Consider the following 21,980-nt stretch of genomic DNA (forward strand, 5'->3'; position numbering starts at 1 on the left):
CAGGTACGCGAGTCGACCGTCCAGGTACGCGAGTTCGCTACTTCAGGCGCTGGTCGCCCCGCGGTTCACGAAGCCCGGCGGTCGTGCGCCCCAATGTGGCGTTCGGTGCGTCCAACGCACCCAATGCCACGTTGGGGCGTTCGGGCCCCGCTGTCCGGAACGTCTCCGTCCACTGGTCGGCGCCCGACCGCCAGGCGGGATCAGCCTCGCTCATGCGGGGAGCGTGCTTGCCGCCCGAAAGGCCCGTTCCGGAGCACTGTCACCAGTAGCTCAGCCGCCGGTGGCCCCCGCGGTCCGGGCGACGTTCATCACGTACTCGCCGTAGCCGGACTTCGCCAGCTTCGAGCCCAGCGCGTAGCACTGGTCGGCGTCGATGAAGCCCATCCGCAGCGCGATCTCCTCCAGACACGCGATCCGCACCCCGGTCCGGTGTTCCAGCACCTGTACGAACTGGCCCGCCTCCAGCAGCGAGTCGTGCGTCCCGGTGTCCAGCCAGGCGAAACCCCGGCCGAGATCGACCAGCCGCGCCCGGTCCTGCCGCAGGTAGGCGAGGTTGACGTCGGTGATCTCCAGCTCCCCGCGCGGTGACGGCCGGAGCCCGCGCGCGATGTCCACGACCTGGTTGTCGTAGAAGTACAGCCCGGTGATCGCCTTGTTCGACCGGGGCTTCTCCGGCTTCTCCTCGATGGACACCAGCTTGTCGTCCGCGTCGACCTCGCCGACGCCGTAGCGCTCGGGGTCCTTGACCGGGTACCCGAACAGCACGCAGCCGTCCAGTGTGGAGACCGCCTCGTACAGCCTGCCCCGGAACCCCTGGCCGTAGAAGATGTTGTCCCCGAGCACCAGCGCGACCTCGTCGCCGCCGATGAAGTCCGCGCCGATCACGAACGCCTCGGCGAGCCCGTTGGGGCTGGGCTGCTCGGCGTAGGAGAGCGCCAGCCCGTACTGGCTGCCGTCGCCGAGCAGCCTGCGGAAGTTCGGCAGGTCGGCCGGGGTGGAGATGATCAGGATCTCGCGGATCCCGGCCAGCATCAGCACCGAGATCGGGTAGTAGATCATCGGCTTGTCGTACACCGGCAACAGCTGCTTCGAGACTGCCTGGGTGATCGGATGCAGCCGTGTCCCGCTGCCCCCCGCCAGCACGATCCCCTTCATCCCGCTCCTCCGCTCGACACCTGTAGGGCCGAGGCCAGACCCTACTGGCCGCGGCTAGGGAAACGCTGGGCCTTTGCCGAAGTACGCCTTGCAGCCGTCGTTGTTCTCGGTGGCGATCTCCAGCACGTTCTTCCCGTTGTCCACCGGCAGCAGGGTCGAGCTGTAGTTGGGGCAGAAGTTGTTGTGGATGCCGGTGATGTGCACCGGTGCGGGCAGTTCGTACCAGGTGCCGGCGCCGAGGTTGTCGTTCGCGAGCAGTACCTGGCCGTTGCCGGACTGCGGGGCGCCCTGGGCGTTGGTGTAGATCTGCCCGACCATGACGATCCGCACCCCGCGCGGGCCGCCGGGGAACAGCGTGATCGTCTGCGCGTGCTGGAAGTAGTTGCCGTTCGCGGTCACCACCCTGGTGCCGGGGTCGGCCGGATCGCCCCAGTTCGCGCCGTCGGCGGAGATCTTGTAGTACGGGTCGCAGTAGCGGTCGCCGTAGTTGCAGATCTCGTAGGCGAAGTAGTACCGCCCGTCGGGCAGCCGCCGGATGATCGGCATGCCGGGCCGGACGCGGTGCGGCGGGATCGCCATGGTCAGCTGCTTGGTGCCCCAGTTCACGCCGTCGGTCGAGGCGACCCGGTTGAGTACCTGCGCGTACTGCGGCGCCTGCGTCTCGTCGGCGTAGTGCATCCACAGCGTGCCACCGGCGTCGATGGTGAACTCGGGTTCCCAGATGCCGTCGTGGTTGTGCGAGCGCGCGGCCTCGGACAGGAAGTTCCAGCTGCGCCCGCCGTCGCGGCTGGCCCAGATCTTGATGCCGATCCGGCGCTGCGGCCCGGCGTCGTGCCGGTAGCTGGCCGCCCACAGCACAGTGCCCGCGCGCAGATGCCCCACGCGCTGCGGCAGTTCGTACAGGGTGCCGCAGCACATGCCGGACCGGCCGTCGGGATCGCGGATCTCGCTGAGCTTGTGGAAGGTCGTGCCCTCGTCGGTGCTTTCCATGATCGGGGTGAACTTGCCGTTCGCGTCCTCGCTGCTCAGCGACGCGAGGATGTGCCCGCGGCCGACCGGCGAATGGTCCAGCCGGATGAGCCGCGCGTAGTTGCCGAAGCCGGGGATGAGCTGTTTGCGCTCCGCCGCCCCCGCCGGGCTGAGCGTCGCCGCACTCACTGACAGTGACAACAGGAGAGCGAACAGAAGTCTGAACCGGCGCATCTCGAACCCTCTCCACGCAGTAGCGGCGTGATTACACCACGCACTTCGGGAAAGACATCGACACCGCGTTTGGCGCAGCTACACGGGTCGCGGGATTTCGCTCGTCCGAGGAAACCACGTGATTCGAAAGGGTGAACGGGGACACGGTCCGTGCGGGTAACGCGGGACCGGGACCCGGCGAAAGATCTCACGGGCCGACCGGCGGCTCATGAGGGGGAAACACCGTCTTGACCAGGAACGTCCGCCGCTGGGCTGGATGCGTGCTGACCCTCTTCGCGCTCGGGACGACGGCCGCCTGCGCGGACGGCCCCACCGGCTTCGGTCACCTCATCGGCGGGCGTGGCTCGGGCGCGATCGCCACGCCGCCGCCGATGCCGCCGTCCCCGCCGCCCTCGCCCGCCCGGCCGGCGCCCGCGGACCTGCCGCCCGAAACCCACAGCGGCAAGGGCAACGCGAGCGTCCCGATCTCCTGGCCGGGCGACCAGCCGGGATTCGTCACCTTCGAGTGCCCGAACTGCGTGAGCAACGTCTTCGTGAACACCGACGGTGACGAATATTCGCTGGTCAACGCCATCGGCTCGTACCGGGGCACGCACTGGATCAACATGTCGCCGCACGCCCACCGGCCGACCAGGACACTCACGATCCGGGCGAACTCCGCGTGGACACTGACCATCGCCGACGCGCGGAGCCTGCCGGTCGCCGAGCCGGGCAAGGCGCTGTCCGGCAAGGCCGAATCGGTGCTCAAAATCCCCGGCGGCGTGCACAGGGCCGCGCTCGACGCGACCGGTGACTTCCACCTCGCGGTCTGGGTCACCACCGACTCCAGTAGCAGGCTCGCGGTCAACCAGCGCCCGCCGTTCCGGGACACCATCCCGGTCGAGGGCCCCTGCTACGTCCAGATCGAGGCCGCCGCCAAGTGGACGTTCACCGCGTCCTGAAGCTCACCGGTAGTTGGTGAACTGCAGCGCGATCTCGAAGTCCTTGCCCTTGAGCAGGCTGATGACCTCCTGCAGGTGATCCTTCTTCTTGCCCGACACCCGCAGCTGGTCGCCCTGGATCTGCGCCTGCACACCCTTGGGCGCCTCGTCGCGGATGAACTTGGCGATCTGCTTGGCCTTGTCCGAAGCGATGCCCTGCAGGATCTTCCCGCTGATCTTGTAGATCTTGCCCGACAGCGCGGGCTCGTCCGCCTCGAACGCCTTGAGCGAGATGCCGCGCTTGATCAGCTTCTCCTTGAACACCTCGACCGCCGCCAGCGCGCGCTCCTCGGTCTCCGACTCGATCGCGACGGCCTCCTCGCCCGCCCAGTTGATCGAGGTCCCGGTGCCGCGGAAGTCGAACCGGGTCGACAACTCCTTGCCCGCCTGGTTCAGCGCGTTGTCCACCTCCTGGCGATCGACCTTGCTCACCACGTCGAAAGAGGGATCCGCCACGTGTTCTCACACCTCGTGCTCGCTTGTCAGGGGCCACCAGCCTAGCCCCACCCGGCCGCGTCCCGGCCGCCCGACGCGACGGGGTATACGCGGGTTCGGACGCCCGTCGCCGGGTGTACCCCGGGTAGGGGACGCCGGTACCGGTTGGGTATGCTTTCCCTCGGCCGGTTCGTCCGGCCATGGCGAGTTGCCCGAGCGGCCAAAGGGATCTGACTGTAAATCAGACGGCACTGCCTTCGGGGGTTCGAATCCCTCACTCGCCACGCTGACGGAAAGCCCCGGTGCCCACGCACCGGGGCTTTTTCGTGTCTGGTCTCCCCGGCTTGGTTGCTCTCGGTGGGCGGATGGTCACACTGGAGACATGACAGACAAGGGGCGGGTGTTCGCGCGCGCCGAGTTCCGGGCGCTGTTCCTGGCGGTGGTGGTTTCCGTCGCCGGGGACCAGGTCGCCAGGGTCGGGCTCAGCGTCCTGGTCTTCGAGCGCACCCGCAGCGCCGGGTGGACCGCGGCGGCGTACGCGCTGACGTACGTGCCGAACGTGCTGGCCGGGCCGCTGCTGTCCGGGCTCGCCGACCGGTGGCCCCGCCGCGCGGTGATGATCGTCGCCGACCTGCTCCGGGCGGCGCTGCTCGTCGCGATGGCGATCCCGGGGCTGCCGCTCGTCGTCGTCGCGGCGCTGCTGGTGCTGGTGCAGGCCGCGGGGGCACCCGGCAACGCCGCGCGGGCCGCGACGCTGGCGGCGGTGCTCCCCGGCGAGGACGAATACGTGCTCGGCAAGGGGATCGTCGACATCGTCGTGCAGCTCGCGCAGGTCGCCGGGTTCGCCATGGGTGGCACCCTGACCGCGGCGCTCGGACCGTCACAGGCACTGCTCGCCGACGCCGCGTCGTTCGTGGTGTCCGCCGTCGTGCTCCGCGCCGGGCTACTGGCCCGGCCCGCGCCCGCGGCCCGCTCCGCGACCGGCCCCGGGCCGCGCCGGTGGTGGGGCGACCTGACCGCGGGGGCCCGGCTGGTCGCCGAGACTCCTCGGCTGCGGGCGCTCGTCGGCCTCGCGTGCGTGGCGGGCCTCTACATCACCGTGGAGGGCCTGGCCGCCCCCTACGCCGCGCAGGTCGGCGGCACGGCGCGGGCGGTGGGGGTGCTGCTCGCGGCGGGACCAGCCGGGGCCGTGGTGGGCATGCTGATCGTGCGGCGGCTCCCCACCGCGCTGCGGCCACGCCTGCTGACCCCGCTGGCGATCGCGGCCTGCGCGCCGCTGCTCGTCTGCGCGGCCGAACCGGGGCTGGCGGTGACCGCGCTGCTGTGGGCGGTGTCCGGCCTGGCCAGCGCCTACCACCTTCCGGCGTCGGCGGCGTTCGTGCGCGCGGTGCCCGACGCGCACCGTGGCCAGGCCTACGGGCTCGCGGCGACCGCGCTGCAGACCAGCCAGGGACTCGGCATCGCGCTGGCCGGGCTGGCCGCGACCCTGCTGCCCGCCTCGGCCGTCGTCGCGGTGTGCGGCGGGCTCGGTGTGCTCGCGGCCGTCGCGGCGGGCGGTGCGTGGGACCGGGCCCGCCGCGCGCCGCTGATCGGCAGTGCCGAGCGTGAGGCGGCCTAGCGGCCCCACTCGTTCCCGTGCCGGTTCCATTCGTTTCCGGGGCCCCACTCGTTGCCATGGAACCGGGTCCATTCGTTGCCGTGCCGCCGGGTCCACTCGTTGCCGCGCGAGGCCGGGTGCGAGGAAATCGTCGTGTTCATGAGGGGCTGCCTTCCGGAGGATTCGTGCATTGGAGGGTTTCCCGATTGACGCTATCGACAGCCGGTGACGATGCGGTTACCGTGGATGCTCCTTCTTCGCTCACCACGATCCGGGGGATGGATACAGCGTGAAGGTGGATCGGAACGGACACAGACCGGGCGCCGGCGGATGGCAGCTGTGGTCGCTGCCGGGCAGGGCGCTGGCGCTGATTCTGGCCGTCGACCTGCTCGCCATCGGGGTCGCCGTGGTCACGGCGACGTCGCTCACGGTAGCGGGCACGCAGTGGTGGTGGTTCGCGGCGCTGGTCTGCGGCTCGGTGGCGCATCTGGAGATCGCCAGGAGCATCGAGCGACGCCGTGAGCAGTCCAGCAAGGGTGTGCCGTACACGAACCTGAAGTCGCTGTGGGTGTTCGCGGCCGTGCTGCTGGTGCCGCTTCCCCTGGTCGTCGTGCTGACGGCGGTTTCCTACGGCTACTGCTGGGCGCGCGTGTACGGGCCGTCGGTCGCGCACCGCAAGGCCTACTCGGCCGCGACGTTCGTGCTCGCCTCGGCGGCGGCGAGCGTCGTGCTGCACGCGGGCGGTCTCGACCAGGTGCCGAGGCTGCCGAAAAGCGCGGTGTCCCTGCTGGTCATCGCCGCGGCCGCGGCGATCTGGTGGCTGGTCAACTACGCGCTCGTGGTGTTCGCGATCGTGCTGTCCTCGGCGGACGCCTCGCTTCGCCGGGCCCTCGGCGACCCCGCCGACCAGCTGGTGGTCGCCGCGGCGCTCGGGCTCGGCGTCACCGTCGCGGCCCTGCTGGTGACGATGCCGTGGGCACTGCCCGCGCCGATGGTGGCCGTGCTCGCCGTCCACCGGGACCTGCTGCTCCCGCAGTACCTGCGCGCGGCCCGCACGGACGCGAAGACCGGGCTGGCCGCGGCGACCTTCTGGACCGAGGTCGTCAACGCCGAGCTCGACCGCGCCCGGCTCGCGGGCACCAGCGTCGGCGTGATCTTCCTCGACCTGGACCGGTTCAAGCGGATCAACGACACCCACGGACATCCCGCCGGGGATGAGGCGATCCGGGCGGTGGCCGACACCGTGCGCGGCGAGGTCCGCGGCGCCGACCTGGTGTCCCGCTGGGGCGGGGACGAGCTGGCGATCGTGCTGCCCGGTCTCGGGCGCGCGCAGCTGCACGCCGTCGCGGAACGGATCCGCCTCCGCCTCGCGGCGACCCCGATCACGCTCACCCGCACCAAGTCCGGGACGGCGCAGGTCCTCCCCGGCGTGGCCACCTCCATGGGGCTGGCCTCCTTCCCCGGTGACGGCGTCGATGCCGACCAGCTGGTGCTGGCCGCCGACAGCGCGCTACTGGACGCGAAGCGCAACGGCCGCAATCAGTCCGTTTCCGCGACCCGCCGCTAGGCCGTCCGCTGCGATTTCCCGGGCCTGGTGACGGTGAATGTCATCGTTTCGTCAGGACTGCTTTCTCGTGGTTTCCCGTCCTGTTCAGATCATTTTCCTTTTTGTCTTCGATGTGCTGTTTTCCGATGTGTAACAGGTGTTTCAAACTGACGAACTCACTGGTTGGGTCGTCGGGTACTGAGCGGTAGACGGAAGTTGGACGCCCCAGTTCGGCGTTTTGGAGCACAATTGTCTCCTGCTTCCGGAGGTGGCCAGAAGTGACTCGTAATGCCGGTGTGTCGGTCCGGTAACAACCTTATTGGTCGACTCGACTGCATTCAGGCCCGTGCGTCGCGCGGGCGGTTCACGGCCGAAATCCTCAGGAGGTGCGTATGTCGTTTTCCGAGGCGGAAAAGCGGACCCGCGGGCAGCGGGGCCCGGCGCGGAAGACCTTGGTGAAGGCGCAGTACGAGACCACGGCCGCGGCCGCGGACTACGCGGCGGCGTTCGAGGACTGGGGCCCCACCGCCCGCTACCACCGGTCACGGCGGCACATCGTCGGCGAGGTCCTGAAGGACTGCCCCGGCGGCACGCTGCTCGACGTCGGATGCGGGCCCGGTATGCAGGTCAGAAATCTGCTCGACGAGCGACCCGGCGACTTCCGCATCACCGCGTGCGACCAGTCGCCCGCGATGGTCGAGGCCGCCGCCGAACGGGTCGGCGCGACCGCCGGTGTCCGGCTTTCGGTGGCGGACATCGAGCACATGCCGTTCGGCGACGGGAGCTTCGACGTGGTTCTCGCGATGGGAGTGCTCGAATACGTCGACGCGGGCAGCGCGCTGCGGGAGATCGCCCGGGTGTTGCGGCCGGGCGGGCTCGCCGTCGCGACGATGCTCAACCCGCTCAGTCCGTACCGGCTGTTCGAGTGGGGCGTGTTCTGGCCTGCCCGGCGGGCGGCGGGCTTCGCGGAACGGCTGTGCGGCGTGCCGCCGGATCGGCGGCACGCCGCCAGGAGAACCGGGATCCACGCGGTCCGCCCGGCTCGGCTGCGGCGGATGCTGTGGCAGTCCGGGCTGTGGCCGGAGGACGTCGCGTTCTACGACGTGACGGCGCTGGTGCCGCCGTTCGACCGCGTCGCCCGCCGGTGGGCGCGGGGGTGGCGCGACGCGCCGGAGACCACGGTCAGCCGCGGCGCCCGGCGCTGGCTCGGCACGGCGTACCTGATGACCGCGCGGCACTCCGCCGCGGGAGCCTGATCGGTGTCCGGGCGGCCGGGCGCGACCGTGGCCCGGCCGCCCGGCCATGGCTCAGGAACCGAGGTAGCGCAGGATCGCCAGTACCCGGCGGCTGTAGCCCGCGGTACCGGTCAGCTCCAGCTTGTCGAAGATGGCGTTGACGTGCTTCTCGACCGCGCTCTGCGACACGAACAAGGTCTGGGAGATGCCCGCGTTCGTGTGGCCCTCGGCCATTTTCGCCAGCACCTCGTGCTCACGCGGGGTCAGCCGGGCGAGCGGGTCGCCGTGCGTGGTGCGCGCGAGGAGCCGCCGCACCACCTCGGGGTCGAAGGCCGCGCCGCCCGCCGCGACTCTGGCGAGCGCGTCGAGGAACTCGCCGACCTGGACGACGCGGTCCTTGAGCAGGTAGCCCACCCGCTCCTCGTCGCCGGTGATCAGCTCGGCGGCGTAACGCTTTTCGACGTACTGGGACAGCACCAGCACCCCGATCCCCGGCCAGCGGCGCCGGATCTCCAGCGCGGCACGCAGTCCCTCGTCGGTGTGCGTCGGCGGCATCCGGACGTCGGTGACGACGACGTCCGGCTGGTAGGCGGCGGTGGCCGACACCAGCGCGCCGCCGTCCCCGACGGCCGCGACCACCTCGTGGCCCTCCTCGGTGAGCAGCCGGACCAGGCCTTCGCGCAGCAACGTCGAGTCCTCGGCGAGGATCACCCGCACGGCAGCACCGCCCGCACCACTGTCGGCCCGCCGTCCGGACTGTCCACAGTGAACTTCCCGTCCGCGGCGGCGACGCGCCGGGCGAGGCCGGAGAGCCCGCCGCCGGGTCTGGCCCCGCCGATGCCGTCGTCGGAGATCTCGATCAGCACCGATCCCCCTTCCCGCCGGACGTCGAGCTCGATCCGGCCCGCCGCCGCGTGTTTCACCGTGTTGGTGACCGCCTCCGAGGCGACGAAGTAGGCGACCGTCTCGAGCGCGGCGGGCGGGCGCTCCGGCAGCGTGTAGCGCAGCCGGACCGGGACGGCGCTGCGTTCGGCGAGCGCTTCGAGGGCGGTGTGCAGCCCGCCCTCGTCGAGCGCGATCGGATACACGCGCCAGGTGACCTCGCGCAGGTCACGCAGGGCCTCCTGGGATTCCTCGTGTGCCTGCCGCAGCAGCTCCGCCGCGTGTACTCCGGTGGCGCGGCGGGCGCGCCCGAGCAGCATCCCGAGCGCGACGAGCCGCTGCTGGACGCCGTCGTGCAGATCCCGCTCGATCCGCCGCCGTTCGCCGTTGACCGCCTCGACCACCTCGGCCCGGCTGACGGACAGCTCGGAAACCCGGCGGCGCAACATCTCCTGGCTGCTCGGGCCGAGGAAGCGCCGGGCGAACTTGCGGTCCAGCGACACCGTCCCGGCCAGCCCCTGGAGGGCCACGAACAGCAGCAGGATGCCGAGGGCCCCGACCGGGAGGAGGTCGTACCACCGGGCGGGCACGGCGGTGCCGAGTGGCGACTTCCCGTGGCTGTACTGCACGAGGACGATCACGCCGGACACCGCGCCGTAGAGGATCAGCAGGATGATTCCCGCGCTCAGCATCCCGAGGACACAGCGCACGGCGAGGTAGCTCAGTGCCCGCCGGCCGGTGTAGTCGGTCGCGTTTTCCGTGTGGAAGAACCGTTCGATACGTCGCCTTTCCCATTCGGACAGCCAGCGGGCGCCACCGAACACGGGCTCGCGCGCGACGGGCAGCGCGAGCGCGAGGCCGCCTACGACGACGTAGGCGAACTCCACCCAGGCGGTCAACGCGCCGAGCACGAGGCCCAGCGTCGTCCGCGCGAGGGTGCGCAGCCGGGTGCGGAAGGTGGCGGATTCGGACACAACGCCCAGGCTAGCGAGGGCGGCGGCGTCCGGTACTGAGGTTTTCCGCAGTGATCCTTGCCGGTTCACCCCAGTGTGTGGGCTCCCGGCGGTTCGTACGTTCGGTGACATCCGCAGACGACCACGAAGGGCCGCCATGAATCTCACACTCGCCGAAGCCGCCACCGAACCGATGGGCGGTCTCGCCGGCTGGGCCGTCGGCCTGATGGACTCGCTCGGCGGCTTGGGGGCCGCGGTGATCGTCGGGCTGGACAACCTGTTCCCGCCCATCCCGAGCGAGCTCGTGCTCCCGCTCGCCGGGTTCTCCGCGAGCCGCGGCACGTTCAGCCTCTTCGGGGCGCTGTGCTGGACGACGCTGGGCTCGGTCGCGGGCGCGGTGGTCGTCTACTACCTCGGGCTGCTGCTCGGCCGCGACCGCACGAGACGGCTGCTGGGGCGTATCCCGCTGGTCAAGACGTCCGACTTCGACCGCACCGAAGCCTGGTTCGCCCGCCACGGCGGCAAAGCCGTGTTCCTCGGCCGGATGGTGCCGATCTTCCGCAGCCTGATCTCGCTGCCCGCCGGGATCGAACGGATGCCGTTCGGCCGGTTCCTGCTGCTGACCACGGCGGGCAGCCTGCTGTGGAACACCGCGTTCGTCGTCGCCGGATACCTGCTCGGGGAGAGCTGGCACCTGGTCGACCGCTACGCCGAGGTGTTCCAGTACCTGGTGATCGCGGCCGTCGCGCTCGCACTGGGCCTGTTCGTCTTCTTCCGCCTGCGTGAACGGAGCCGAGCCGATGCCCGCTGAGATCCGCAGGGCCTCCACGACCGGCTCCGGGTCCGTCGGGGAGGCGGCGGTGTCAGGAGCGGAACGGTCCGGTGACCTCGTAGGTGATCCCGTCCGAGGAGGAGCCGGAAGTGCCGCGCTGCGAGGAGAAGTACAGCCGGTTCCCGGCCGGGGTGAACGCGGGCCCGGTGATCTCCGACGCGCTCTGCCCGGTGACCCGCAGGAACGGCGCGACGATGTCGTCCGGGGTGATGAGGCAGATCTCCATGTTCCCGCCGTCCTCGGCGACGAACAGATCGCCCGAGGCCGAGCCGGTGACGTTGTCGACACCGGTCAGCGGTGCCGTGCCGTTCGTGACCAGCGAGTCGTCGTAGGCCAGTTCGTACGTGTTGTTCGCGAGGTCGAGCTGCCAGACGCGGTTGTCGCCCTTGGTGGTGAACCACGCGGTGTCGTTGGCGTAGTGCAGACCCTCGCCGCCGTTGAACCGTTTCGCGCCGGACACCTGGTTACGTGTCGCGGTCGGGGAGCCGCCGGGGTCGGGGACGGTCGCCCAGGTGAAGCTGCCCGATGTCGCCGTGCCCGCTTTGAGCACCTGGAGCGTCCCCGCCGCGAGGCTGCCCCAGGTCGTCGGGACGAATCGGTAGAAGCAGCCGTCAGGGACGTCCTCGGTCAGGTAGACGGCCTTGCGCACCGGGTCGGCCGCGGCGGCCTCGTGCTTGAACCGGCCCATCGCGAGTCGCTGGACGGCGGCGGAGTCGGGGCCCGCCGGTGCGCATTCGTAGACGAACCCCCGATCGATCTCCTCGCAGGAAAGCCAAGTGCCCCAGGGCATCGCGCCGCCCGCACAGTTCTGGCGGGTGTTGCTCAGTATCCGGTGCGCGCCGACGATGTCGGCGTTCGCGTCGAAGCGGACCGCGCTCGCGCCGCCGCCGGGGGTGATCTCGGAGTTCGACACGTAGAGCCAGCCGGTGCCGTCGGGGAACACCGCGCCGCCGTCCGGGGCGCTGTGCCAGATGTAGCCGGTGCTCGCGACCTGCTTGCCCGATCGCGCGATGACCCGGCTGGTGAATCCGGCGGGCAGCTGGATCCCGTTGGCGTCGGCCGCTCCCAGCGGGCCGTAGGGGCTGGGGCCGTTCTGCGCGGGCGCGGCCAGCGCGGACGAGCTCAGGGTGTTGCCGAACGCGGTGACACCGGCGCCGATCACGGCCGCGCGCAGGAAGTTCCGTCGCTTCACTCGAGCCTCCAAGGATCCGCTTCGTGGTGGGGCGGTAAAGGAGCGGATCGGAGGTTACGGGCGAAACGGGACAAAGAGATGAACGCGCGATGCAGCCGAAGGGGACTTTCGGTGCGTCCACCGCACCGGAAGTCCCCTTCGGACCAACCGGCTACGCCGCCTGGGGCAGCGGCGCCGACGCCGGGGCCAGCGCGAGGTCGAGCACCTCGCGGACGTTCGCCACCGCGTGCACCTCCAGGTGATCGAGCACCTCGGCGGGCACGTCGTCCAGGTCCGGTTCGTTGCGCTGCGGGATGATCACGGTCTTCATCCCGGCCCGGTGCGCGGCGAGGAGCTTCTGCTTGACCCCGCCGATGGGCAGCACCCGCCCGGTCAGCGACACCTCGCCGGTCATCGCGACGTCCGCGCGCACGACCCGGCCGGACAGCAGCGAGGCCAGCGCCGTCGTCATCGTGATCCCGGCGCTCGGGCCGTCCTTCGGCACCGCGCCCGCGGGCACGTGGACGTGGATGCCACGCTCCTTCAGGTCACCGACCGGCAGCTCCAGCTCCGCCCCGTGGGAGCGCAGGTAGGACAGCGCGATCTGCACCGACTCCTTCATCACGTCGCCGAGCTGGCCGGTGAGCTGCAGCCCGGTCGCGCCGGACTCCGGATCGGCCAGCGACGCCTCGATGTAGAGCACGTCGCCGCCCGCGCCGGTCACCGCGAGGCCCGTGGCCACGCCCGGGGTCGCGGTCCGCTGGGTCGACGCGGGCAGCGACGACTCCGGCAGGTGCCGTGGGCGTCCGAGGTAGGTCTCCAGGCCCTCGGCGTCGACCTCGACCGGCAGGGTGACCTCGTCGAGCGCGACCTTGGTGGTGATCTTGCGCAACACCTTCGCGATCGTCCGGTTCGCGTCGCGCACGCCCGCCTCGCGGGTGTACTCGGCGGCGATCCGGCTGAACGCGCCGTCGGTGAGCACCACGTCGCCCTCGCCGAGCCCGGCGCGTTCCAGCTCACGGGGGAGCAGGTGGTCGCGGGCGATGGTCACCTTCTCGTGCTCGGTGTAGCCGTCGAGCGTGACCAGCTCCATGCGGTCCAGCAGCGGGCCGGGGATGGTCTCCAGCGCGTTCGCCGTCGCCAGGAACACCACGTCCGAAAGGTCCAGCTCGACCTCGAGGTAGTGATCGCGGAAGGTGTGGTTCTGCTCCGGGTCGAGGACCTCCAGCAGCGCCGCGGTCGGGTCGCCCCGGTAGTCGGCGCCGACCTTGTCGATCTCGTCGAGCAGCACGACCGGGTTCATCGAGCCCGCTTCCTTGATCGCACGGACGATCCGTCCCGGCAGCGCGCCGACGTAGGTCCGCCGGTGCCCGCGGATCTCGGCCTCGTCGCGGATGCCGCCGAGCGCGACGCGGACGAACTCGCGGCCCATCGCCTTCGCCACCGACTCGCCCAGCGACGTCTTGCCGACGCCGGGAGGGCCCGCGAGCGCGAGCATCGCGCCGGACCGCCGTCCGCCGACGGGCCCGAGTCCGGACTCCGCGCGGCGCTTGCGCACGGCCAGGTACTCGATGATGCGTTCCTTGACGTCGTCGAGGCCCGCGTGGTCGGCGTCGAGGATCGCCCGCGCGCCGGCGATGTCGTGGACGTCGGTGGTCCGCTCGTTCCACGGCAGCTCCAGCACCGTGTCGAGCCAGGTCCGGATCCAGCCGCCCTCCGGTGACTGCTCGGACGTCCGCTCCAATTTGTCCACTTCGGACAGTGCGGCCTTCTTGACGTGCTCGGGCAGCTCGGCGGCCTCGACCCGCGCGCGGTAGTCGTCGTCGGCCGCGGTCCCGTCCAGCTCGCCCAGTTCCTTGCGGATCGCTTCGAGCTGACGCCGCAGCAGGAACTCCTTCTGCTGCTTCTCCATCCCGTCGGCGACGTCCTTGCGGATGGTGTCGGTGACCTCCAGTTCGGCGAGGTACTCCCGGCTCCACTCGAGCGCCTTCTCCAGACGCGTCGAGACGTCGAGCGTGGTGAGCAGTTCGAGCTTCTGCTCGGTCTTGAGGTACGGCGCGTTGCCGGACAGGTCGGCGACCGCGGCGGGCTCCTCGACCTGCTGGACGGCGTCGATCAGCTGCCAGCCGCCGCGCTGTTGCAGAACGGAGATGACGACGGCCTTGTACTCGGTGGCGAGCTGGGCCGTGCGGTCGTCGGTCACTTCGGCGGCGTCTTCGGCGTGGACCCAGCGGGCGGCGCCGGGGCCGTCGGCGATACGGCCGACGGTGGCGCGGCGGGTGCCACGCAGCAGTACCGCGGCCTTCCCGCCGGGGATCCGGCCGACGCGCTCGACAGTCGCGACGGTGCCGAACTCGGCGTACTCGCCGTGGACGCGGGGGACGATCAGGACCTCGGCCTTCGCCGCCGCGGCGGAGCGGATGCCGGGGAAGGACGCCTGCGCTGGCGTCTTGGCCTGGGCGGACTCCACCGCGGCCCGGGTCTCGCTGTCGGTCAGATCGAGCGGGACCACCATGCCCGGCAGCACGACGTCGTCGTCCAGCGGGAGCACGGGCAGGAGGCGGGTGTCGGTCATGTGCACTCCTCGGTTAGTTGAGTCTGCCTAGCTCAACTCTCCGATGGGTGGGTTTGTTTCCGATGGAGTGTTCGCCCGCAGCGATCACCCCGTCCACCCCCAAACATCCGACCCCCACCCACGCCCCATCGCGCCCCCGAGTGCATTTAGCGGGCTAAACGCACTCGCCGAGGCGGCCCGGAGCGCGTTTAGCCCGCTAAATGCACCGGGCGGCGGCAGGGGGCGGCGCGGACATCGGAGGTATGGGGGTGGGTCAGGCGGGTTTCTCGGCGACGCCGCACCACGCGAAGGAGCGTGCCTCGGCCTCGATGGCGTTCAGCGAACGGTCCGGCCGCCAGTCGGGAAGGTGCACGATGCCGGGGTCCAACAGCGGCCAGTCCCCGAACAGCGCCGCGATCTCGTCGCGCTCGCGCAGCCACATCGGGTTGCTCGTGTTCCGGTACTGCCCGACCAGCCAGCGCAGCCCTTCGAGGGCCTCGCCCGGCCCGCCGTCGCCCTCGCTCATGTGCGAGATCACCAGGCGGCTGCCGGGAGCGAGCGCGTCCTGGTAGGCGCGCACGATCCCGGCGGGGTCGTCGTCCGGCCCGGCGAAGTGCAGCACGGCGACCAGCATCAGGCAGACCGGCCGGCCGAAGTCGATCAGTTCCCGCGTCCGCCGGTCCCGCAGGACCGTCTTCGGGGACCGCAGGTCGGCGTGGACGATCCCGGCCCAGTCGGTCGCGGCCTCCTCTTCGAGGATGACCGTCGCGTGTGCCACGGCCACCGGCTCGTAATCGACGTAGACCACTTTCGCCGTGTCGTCCTCGGGCAGTTCGGCCGCGATCACCTCGTGCACGTTCCCGGCCGTCGGCACTCCCGAGCCGAGGTCGACGAACTGCCGGATCCCGGCGTCGAGCGCGCTGCGCACCGCGCGGTTCATGAACTCCCGGTTGTGCCGCGCGCCCGGCTTGACGTAGGGCCACTGCCGTTCCATCCGGCGCCCGAACTCGCGGTCGACGGCCCAGTTCTGGTTTCCCCCGAGATACCAGTCGTAGACGCGTGCCGCGGACGGCTTCTCGGTGTCCACGCCCTCCGGCGCGGTGGGCGCGGCATCCCCCTGTTCACTCACGTCGCTTCCCCTCCCTCGCACCATCCCCCGTGCTCAGAGTAGCGACGGCGGGCCCCGCGAGGAGCCGCCGCGCGCGTGGTCAGCGCACCGCGGGGCGACGCTGCCAGTACGTCCACAGCGGGCGATAGCCCTGCGCGTACCAGAACGGCGTCGAGCGCGGGTTCGCCGCCGCGTGGTGCAGCAGCACGACGTCGGCGCCCTCCTGGTCGAGGACCTGGTGCGCGTGGACCGCCAGCGCGGTGCCGACGCCGGAGGACCGGGCGGCCTCCGCGACGGCCAGTGACGACAGGTAGCCGACGCGGGTCGCGGCGACGCGGTCGCTGATCCAGCCGGTCTCGCCGGGGTGCTGGACGTTCACCATGCCGAGCGGACGGCCGTACAGCTCGGCGATCCACAGCGGCGGCTCCGGCCGTTTCAGCTGCTCGGCGAGGTCCTTGGCGAGGATCTCCTCGACGCCCGCGCGCAGGTTGACCGTGCCGAACTGGGCGTCGTAGGAGTGCAGCTCCATGCCCAGCGCTACGGCGGTGTCGAGGTCGTCGGGCTCGGCGCGGCGGATCTTGACGCCCGGCGTCCCGCGCGGACCGGCCGGGACCAGCCGCTCGGCGGGCCGCACCGCGATCACGCGCAGGGGCGCGAACCCGTGGTGCAGCATCTCGCGCGCCCCCGCCGCGTCCCGGCTCGCGCGCGGCACGATCGCGGCCGTCTCGGTGTCACCCGGTTCGGCGACCGCGCGCAGATGTTCGTCCCATCGGGTGAGCAGGGCGTCGAGTGCCGCGGCCGGGCGCGGGCCGGCGAGCTGGAGGTCGAGGCGGTGTTCGGTCAGCGCGCGCCACGGCGCGTTCGGGGCGTCCCGGTCCACCTGGACGCGGGAGGCGAGGCCCGACGCGGCGGAATCGCCGGCCCCTGCCGTCAGCACCGCGGCGTTTTCGGTGGTCCCGAAGGGAATCGAGCCGGGGAGCAGCGGGTCCACCGCCGCGAGCCTGCTCGTGTGGTCGGTGGCAATCACATCGCTGTGCATGGGCCCATTCAAGCGTTACCCGGCCGGGCGCGCGTACCGCACCGCGCGGCCGGGGCCCTTTCGTCCCCGGATGTTTCACTCCTTGGTCCACGCAGGTCAGTGCGGCTTGGTCATTGTTAACCCTGGGGTGATCTCCTAGTGTCTCGAAAGGGACACGGGTACGCCCTACGGGGTACGGTATGGCCCTTGTCCACACCTGACGTCACGGATGAACAACCGGTTGGGCAGCCGGGAAGGAAGGTCGGATGCCGGACAGCAACGCCCACACCCCAGCCTCGGCGCAGGCGAAACGGGGTACGGGTGGAGCCGGGACCGCGGCCGCTGGGGCGGCCGTGCGCTCTGCGTCGTCTGTAGCCGCTGTGTCGTCATCGGAGGCACGGACCGACGAACGCCGCTTCCGCACCTATACCTTCGTGGTCCTCACCCTGGGCCTCGTCGCGGCCTTCGCGGTCAGCGCGTGGCTCCCGTTCAAGGGCAACGCCGACCTCTGGTGGATCGGCCTCGTCCTCACGGTCGCCTTCCTGCTCGCCGAGCAGCTCGGCATCAACGTCGACGTCCGAAGCGGCATCTCCTGGACGATTTCGTTCACTGAAATACCGCTGGTAATCGGTTTCTTCGTCGCCCCGTTCGAGGTCGTGCTCGCCGCGCACCTGGTCGCGGGCATCGGGACGCTGCTCGCCCGCAAGGTCGTCGGGCGCGTCCTCTACAACGCGGGCGCGTTCCTGCTGGAGATCACCGGCGCCTTCGCCGTCGCGGGCCTGGTCAAGCAGGCCACCGGCGCCGTGGACATGACGTGGGTGGCCGCGCTCGCCGGCACCCTGGCCGCGCCGCTGGTCAGCACGCTGCTCGCGCTCGCCGCGGTGCGGGTGCTGCGCCGCCGGATGCGCGTCAGCACCGCGGTCCGGCTCACCGGGCGCATCCTCGTCGTCGGCTTCGTCAACGCCTCGGTCGGCCTCTCCGGCTACCTGGTCATCGCCAGCACGCCCAAGGCGTGGCCGCTGGTGCTCGCCGTCTTCCTCGGGCTGACCGCCCTGTACTGGGCCTACTCCGACCTGCTGCGCGAACAACGCGACATGGAGGCGCTCTCCGACGTCAGCCTGATGGTCGCCCGCTCCGGCCAGCAGGCCGCCGCCCGGCCCGCGAACCGTGCGGACGAGCTCGTCGGCGGCGTCGACGTCCGCGAGTGGGCCACCATCGCCGAACGGATCAAGGACCAGCTCGCCGCCGGACGGGTGGTGCTGCGGCTGCGGCTGGAACCCAAGGACGCCATGCGCGTGGTCGTCGCGGGCGACGAGCTGCCGCTCGCCGATCCCGCCGCCGACGACCCGTTGCTGCGGCTGCCCGGCGCGCACGTGCGGCACTTCCGGATCACCGAGGCGAACCCGGACGTCCGCTCCGCGCTGATCGACCGCGGCGCGCAGGAGGCGCTCGTCGTCCCGCTGCGCAGCGCCAGCCAGCTGCTCGGCGTCGTCGAGGCCCATGACCGGCTTTCGCGTTGGCGCGGCTTCGGCAAGTACGACGTCCAGCTGCTCGGCACGATGGCCAGCCACCTCGCGACGTCGCTCGACAACCGGCGCCTGCTCGCCACGCTGCGGCACGACGCCTACCACGACCCGCTGACCGGACACCTCAACCGGCCGGGCTTCCGGCAGGTCGCGAAGGAACCGTTGCGGGACTTCGCGAACGCCGTGGTGCTGCGCATCGACCTCGACGTCTTCTCGACCGTCAGCGACGCGCTGGGCTACGCCTGGGCCGACCGGATGGTGATCGCCGCGGGCCGCCGCATCCGTGACGCGCTCGGCGAGGAGGTCCCGCTCGCCCGGCTCGAAGGCGCGTCCTTCGCGGCGCTGCTCGTCGGCTGCGCGCCCGAGAACGCGCACCACGCCGCGGAGCGGCTGCGCACCGAGCTTTCCGCGCCGTACCCGGTCGACCGGCTGTCGGTCGAGGCGAACGCGATGGTCGGCTACGCCACGACTTCGCCGGAGGACAACGGCGACGCGGTCGACATCGACGGCCTGCTCCAGCGCGCCGACGTCGCCGTCCGCGCCACCCGCGGCGGCGAGGAGGTCCGCGGCTACGTGCCGAGCATGGGCCAGATCTTCCTGCGGCGCTTCCAGCTGGTCACCCAGTTCCGCCAGTCGCTGGAGGACGAACAGGTCTCCGTGCACTACCAGCCCAAGATCACCCTGCCCAACCGTCAGGTGCAGGGCGTCGAGGCGCTGGTGCGCTGGGTGCACCCGGAGTTCGGCAGGCTCGGCCCCGACGAGTTCGTCCCGGCGATCGAGGCGGCCGGGCTCATCGGCGTGCTGACCTCGTTCGTGCTGGAGGCCTCGCTCCGGCGCGCCCGCAAGTGGCTCGACGAGGGCCTGCGGATCTCGGTCGCGGTCAACCTGTCGGTGCGCAACCTGGCCGACGAGGACTTCCCGGCGAAGGTCGCGCGCGAGCTGGAGCGCTTCGACGTCCCGCCGGAGCTGCTGACCTTCGAGCTGACCGAGTCCGGTGTGATGTCCGACCCACAGAAGGCGCTGCCGATCCTGCGGGAGCTGCACTCGCTCGGCATCGTGCTCGCCGTCGACGACTTCGGCACCGGGTACTCGTCGCTGGCCTACCTGCGGCAGCTCCCGGTGGACCAGGTCAAGATCGACAAGAGCTTCGTGCTGGGCATGGGCACCGACCTCGGCGACCTCGCCGTGGTGCGCTCGATCGTCGAACTCGGCCACTCGCTGGGGCTCACCGTGGTGGCCGAAGGCGTCGAGGAGGACGTCGCCCGCGACCAGCTCGAAGCGATGGGCTGTGACGTCGCGCAGGGCTACCTCATCTCGCGGCCGCTGCCGGAGGACCGGCTGGAGGCGTGGCTGCAGGCCAGGACGGCCCGCTCGCCGGGGCGGCACTCGGAGACGGTCCTGACCCTGCTGACCTGAGGTTTTGCCGCTAGCGGGACCCACCTGCACGGCGGGATGAACCCTCTTGCTAATCTTTCCAAGTCCTCGCGAGAGGCAAGGCCCCTTTAGCTCAGTCGGCAGAGCGTCTCCATGGTAAGGAGAAGGTCTACGGTTCGATTCCGTAAAGGGGCTCTCGACCTCAGCCGCGTCACGCCTGCGTGTCGCGGCTTGGGTCATGTAAGGGCGGTGTAGCTCAGTTGGCAGAGCAAGCGGCTCATAATCGCTGTGTCGCCGGTTCAAGTCCGGCCACCGCTACGCGGTAACCCTGGGGTGCGACCCCAGACCTGAGAGAGAAGGAAATGCTGTGGCTGCCACCGACGTGCGACCCAAGATCACGCTGGCGTGCGAGGAGTGCAAGCACCGCAACTACATCACCAAGAAGAACCGGCGCAACAACCCGGATCGCCTGGAGATGAAGAAGTTCTGCCCGAACTGCGGTACGCACCGGACTCACAAAGAGACCCGCTGACGTCGAGCGGTTCCTCTATCCAGCTTTACCGAAGCCGTCCCGGGCACCCGGGGCGGCTTCGGTGCTTCCGGCGCCCGGTAGCCTCGTCGGGTGCCCTTGGATCAGTCGTTCAGCGGGCGGAGCTATCCGTCGGCCAGCAAGTATGAAGTGAGCCGGGAGAAGATCCGGGAGTTCGCCGACGCGATCGGCGATCCGAACCCGCTCTACCGGGACCGGGAGGCCGCCCGCGCGGCGGGCCACCCCGACGTTCTCGCGCCGCCGACCTTCGTCACCATCATCAACCTCGCCGCGATCAACACCATCGTCGCCGACCCCGAACTGGGGCTGGACTATTCGCGCATGGTGCACGGCAGCCAGTCGTTCGGCCACCGCCGCCCGGTGTACGCGGGGGACGTGCTCGAACTGACCACCCACATCGAGAAGATCATGACGCGCGCGGGCAACGACTTCATCGACCTCCGCGCCGAGATCGCCGACGCCGGGGGCGCGCCGGTGTGCACCACACGGGCCCAGCTCGTCGTGCGAGGGGAGGACGCGTGAACGTCGGAGACGAACTGCCGCCGCTGAGCGTGCGGATCACCAGGGACCAGCTGGTCCGCTACGCGGGCGCGTCGCTGGACTTCAACCCCATCCACTGGAACGAGACCTTCGCGAAGGACGTCGGGCTCCCCGACGTCATCGCGCACGGCATGCTGACGATGGCGCTGGCCGGCCGGGTGGTCACCGACTGGCTCGGCGACCCCGGCCGCCTGCTCGACCTCTCCACGCGGTTCACCCGTCCCGTCGTGGTCCCGAACGACGGGCAGGGCGCGCTCGTCGAGTTCACCGGCAAGGTCGCCGCCATCTCCGACGACGGGATCGCGCGCATCGACCTGGTGGCCAGGTTCGACGGTCAGACCGTGCTCGGCAGGCCACAGGCCAGCGTCCGCGTCTGAGCCCGGCCACGGGGGCTACGGGAGCTTCAGGAGGCCCTCGACGGCCTCGGCCATGCCCTGTTCGCCACGCGCGTTCGGGTGCAGCGGGGCGGCGGGCGAGGCGGGGAAGAGTCCTTCCACCCAGCGTTTGTCCGCCGCCGCGCACAGGTCGTGGCCCTTGCCGGGCGTCGCGGTGTCGGCGAAGCCCGCGCCGTGCGCCTTCGCCTGCGCGGCGAGCATCGTGTTGAGCTTGCCCAGCGACTCCCGCAGGTACTTCACGTCGCCCGAGCCCACCGGCAGCGTCGGCCAGCAGCCGTTCCCGTCCGGGAGCACGGTCGGGTAACCCACGACGACGACCCTCGCCTTCGGCGCCTTCTCGTGGATCTTCTGCAGGACCGACGCGACCTTGCCCGCGGTGGCGTCGACGCGCTCGGCGAGCTGGTCGCGGCCGCCGGCGGTGAACCGGTCCCGGCACTGCGCGCTGTCGGCGTGCGTCGTCGAGCACTGGCTCGCGAGCCCGACGAACCCGACGTCGTTTCCGCCGATGCCCAGCGTCACCAGCGTCGTCGCGGCGGTGACGGCGTCCAGCTGGGCCGAGTTGGTGCCGTTGCGGGTCTGCTGGGGCTCGGTGATGCTCGCCGTCGTGGCACCGGCGCAGCTGACGTCGGCGAACTCGGCGGGCTTGAGCCGCGCGGACACCAGGTGCGGGTAGTTGTTGGTCGACCGGTCGCATCCCTGCGGTGTCCCGGCGGCCTGCCCGGTGCGGGGCGCGGAGGTGTAGGAGTCGCCGAGCGCGACATAGCGCCCGCTGCCGCCGCCGGTCTCGGCGCCCGCGGGCGGGCTCGTGGACGAGCCGCGATGCCAGTAGTAGTACCCGAACGCCACCAGCCCGACGACGACAAGGAACGCCAGGCAGCCACCCCCACCGCTCTTGTTCGCCACGTCTTCGTTTCTACCGATTCGCG

Annotated in this window: 20 protein-coding genes and 3 tRNA genes; 12 read left to right on the forward strand and 11 right to left on the reverse strand. The window is 70.9% G+C overall.

Features of this window, described 5'->3' with window-relative positions:
* Window positions 1–270: 270 nt before the first annotated feature.
* Together rfbA and ABD987_RS21700 are read right to left on the reverse strand one after the other, a co-directional pair.
* Window positions 271–1,155, reverse strand: coding sequence for a glucose-1-phosphate thymidylyltransferase RfbA (gene rfbA, locus ABD987_RS21695; protein ID WP_345396464.1), 885 nt, complete (start codon window positions 1,153–1,155; stop codon window positions 271–273).
* Window positions 1,156–1,209: 54 nt separating this feature from the next.
* Window positions 1,210–2,358: a sialidase family protein gene (locus ABD987_RS21700; RefSeq protein WP_345396467.1), complete on the reverse strand. Its 1,149-nt coding sequence runs from the start codon at window positions 2,356–2,358 to the stop codon at window positions 1,210–1,212.
* A 227-nt stretch (window positions 2,359–2,585) separates the two neighbouring features.
* Between ABD987_RS21700 and ABD987_RS21705 the strand changes: the two genes are divergently transcribed.
* Entirely contained in the window at window positions 2,586–3,299 is a 714-nt protein-coding gene (locus tag ABD987_RS21705; protein WP_345396470.1) for a hypothetical protein, read from the forward strand.
* Window positions 3,300–3,302: 3 nt separating this feature from the next.
* On the opposite strand, the gene ABD987_RS21710 is transcribed toward ABD987_RS21705, so the two are convergent.
* Window positions 3,303–3,794, reverse strand: coding sequence for a YajQ family cyclic di-GMP-binding protein (locus ABD987_RS21710; RefSeq protein WP_345396473.1), 492 nt, complete (start codon window positions 3,792–3,794; stop codon window positions 3,303–3,305).
* Between the two features lie 181 nt (window positions 3,795–3,975).
* Here ABD987_RS21710 and ABD987_RS21715 point away from each other — a divergent pair.
* Together ABD987_RS21715 and ABD987_RS21720 are read left to right on the forward strand one after the other, a co-directional pair.
* A tRNA-Tyr gene (locus ABD987_RS21715) sits at window positions 3,976–4,057 on the forward strand.
* 98 nt (window positions 4,058–4,155) lie between these two features.
* Window positions 4,156–5,391 (forward strand): MFS transporter, encoded by a 1,236-nt coding sequence (locus tag ABD987_RS21720; protein WP_345396476.1) that lies wholly within the window; start codon window positions 4,156–4,158, stop codon window positions 5,389–5,391.
* On the opposite strand, the gene ABD987_RS21725 is transcribed toward ABD987_RS21720, so the two are convergent.
* Complete coding sequence (locus ABD987_RS21725) at window positions 5,388–5,531, reverse strand: hypothetical protein (RefSeq protein ID WP_345396479.1); 144 nt, start codon at window positions 5,529–5,531, stop codon at window positions 5,388–5,390. The two genes, ABD987_RS21720 and ABD987_RS21725, sit on opposite strands and share 4 nt — an antisense overlap.
* 128 nt (window positions 5,532–5,659) lie before the next feature.
* Here ABD987_RS21725 and ABD987_RS21730 point away from each other — a divergent pair, with 128 nt between their 5' ends.
* Complete coding sequence (locus ABD987_RS21730) at window positions 5,660–6,937, forward strand: GGDEF domain-containing protein (RefSeq protein ID WP_345396482.1); 1,278 nt, start codon at window positions 5,660–5,662, stop codon at window positions 6,935–6,937.
* 371 nt (window positions 6,938–7,308) lie between these two features.
* The gene (locus tag ABD987_RS21735; protein ID WP_345396485.1) at window positions 7,309–8,172 is read left to right on the forward strand and encodes a class I SAM-dependent methyltransferase; all 864 of its coding nucleotides are present in this window, start codon (window positions 7,309–7,311) and stop codon (window positions 8,170–8,172) included.
* 51 nt (window positions 8,173–8,223) lie between these two features.
* On the opposite strand, the gene ABD987_RS21740 is transcribed toward ABD987_RS21735, so the two are convergent.
* Both ABD987_RS21740 and ABD987_RS21745 read right to left on the reverse strand, forming a co-directional pair.
* Window positions 8,224–8,868, reverse strand: coding sequence for a response regulator (locus ABD987_RS21740; RefSeq protein WP_345396488.1), 645 nt, complete (start codon window positions 8,866–8,868; stop codon window positions 8,224–8,226).
* Window positions 8,859–10,007, reverse strand: coding sequence for a sensor histidine kinase (locus ABD987_RS21745; protein WP_345396491.1), 1,149 nt, complete (start codon window positions 10,005–10,007; stop codon window positions 8,859–8,861). Before ABD987_RS21745 ends, ABD987_RS21740 begins: the two co-directional genes overlap by 10 nt.
* Before the next feature lie 136 nt (window positions 10,008–10,143).
* Between ABD987_RS21745 and ABD987_RS21750 the strand changes: the two genes are divergently transcribed.
* On the forward strand, window positions 10,144–10,797 hold the full coding sequence (locus ABD987_RS21750) for a DedA family protein (protein WP_345396494.1): 654 nt from the start codon (window positions 10,144–10,146) through the stop codon (window positions 10,795–10,797).
* Window positions 10,798–10,849: 52 nt separating this feature from the next.
* Here ABD987_RS21750 and ABD987_RS21755 read toward each other — a convergent pair whose 3' ends face one another.
* The 4 genes from ABD987_RS21755 to ABD987_RS21770 form a co-directional block, all read right to left on the reverse strand.
* Complete coding sequence (locus tag ABD987_RS21755) at window positions 10,850–12,010, reverse strand: alkaline phosphatase PhoX (protein WP_345396497.1); 1,161 nt, start codon at window positions 12,008–12,010, stop codon at window positions 10,850–10,852.
* Window positions 12,011–12,161: 151 nt separating this feature from the next.
* Entirely contained in the window at window positions 12,162–14,564 is a 2,403-nt protein-coding gene (gene lon, locus ABD987_RS21760) for an endopeptidase La (RefSeq protein ID WP_345396500.1), read from the reverse strand.
* Window positions 14,565–14,817: 253 nt separating this feature from the next.
* Window positions 14,818–15,672, reverse strand: coding sequence for an SAM-dependent methyltransferase (locus ABD987_RS21765; RefSeq protein WP_345396503.1), 855 nt, complete (start codon window positions 15,670–15,672; stop codon window positions 14,818–14,820).
* Between the two features lie 79 nt (window positions 15,673–15,751).
* A complete protein-coding gene (locus ABD987_RS21770) occupies window positions 15,752–16,690 on the reverse strand; it encodes a GNAT family N-acetyltransferase (protein WP_345396506.1) in 939 nt (312 codons plus the stop codon).
* Between the two features lie 245 nt (window positions 16,691–16,935).
* On the opposite strand from ABD987_RS21770, the gene ABD987_RS21775 reads away from it, so the two are divergent.
* The 6 genes from ABD987_RS21775 (at window position 16,936) to ABD987_RS21800 (ending at window position 21,036) form a co-directional block, all read left to right on the forward strand.
* A complete protein-coding gene (locus ABD987_RS21775; protein ID WP_345396509.1) occupies window positions 16,936–19,611 on the forward strand; it encodes a putative bifunctional diguanylate cyclase/phosphodiesterase in 2,676 nt (891 codons plus the stop codon).
* 80 nt (window positions 19,612–19,691) lie between these two features.
* Window positions 19,692–19,764: transfer RNA gene (locus ABD987_RS21780), tRNA-Thr, on the forward strand.
* A 50-nt stretch (window positions 19,765–19,814) separates the two neighbouring features.
* Window positions 19,815–19,887, forward strand: a tRNA-Met gene (locus tag ABD987_RS21785).
* Between the two features lie 49 nt (window positions 19,888–19,936).
* Entirely contained in the window at window positions 19,937–20,101 is a 165-nt protein-coding gene (gene rpmG / locus ABD987_RS21790) for a 50S ribosomal protein L33 (RefSeq protein ID WP_005152047.1), read from the forward strand.
* A 90-nt stretch (window positions 20,102–20,191) separates the two neighbouring features.
* Entirely contained in the window at window positions 20,192–20,641 is a 450-nt protein-coding gene (locus tag ABD987_RS21795; protein ID WP_345396513.1) for a MaoC family dehydratase N-terminal domain-containing protein, read from the forward strand.
* On the forward strand, window positions 20,638–21,036 hold the full coding sequence (locus ABD987_RS21800) for a MaoC family dehydratase (RefSeq protein WP_345396516.1): 399 nt from the start codon (window positions 20,638–20,640) through the stop codon (window positions 21,034–21,036). Before ABD987_RS21795 ends, ABD987_RS21800 begins: the two co-directional genes overlap by 4 nt.
* 15 nt (window positions 21,037–21,051) lie before the next feature.
* Here ABD987_RS21800 and ABD987_RS21805 read toward each other — a convergent pair whose 3' ends face one another.
* Window positions 21,052–21,957: an SGNH/GDSL hydrolase family protein gene (locus ABD987_RS21805; protein ID WP_345396519.1), complete on the reverse strand. Its 906-nt coding sequence runs from the start codon at window positions 21,955–21,957 to the stop codon at window positions 21,052–21,054.
* Window positions 21,958–21,980 lie beyond the last annotated feature (23 nt).

The sequence above is a fragment of the Amycolatopsis samaneae genome (assembly GCF_039541975.1).
Lineage (GTDB): Bacteria > Actinomycetota > Actinomycetes > Mycobacteriales > Pseudonocardiaceae > Amycolatopsis > Amycolatopsis samaneae.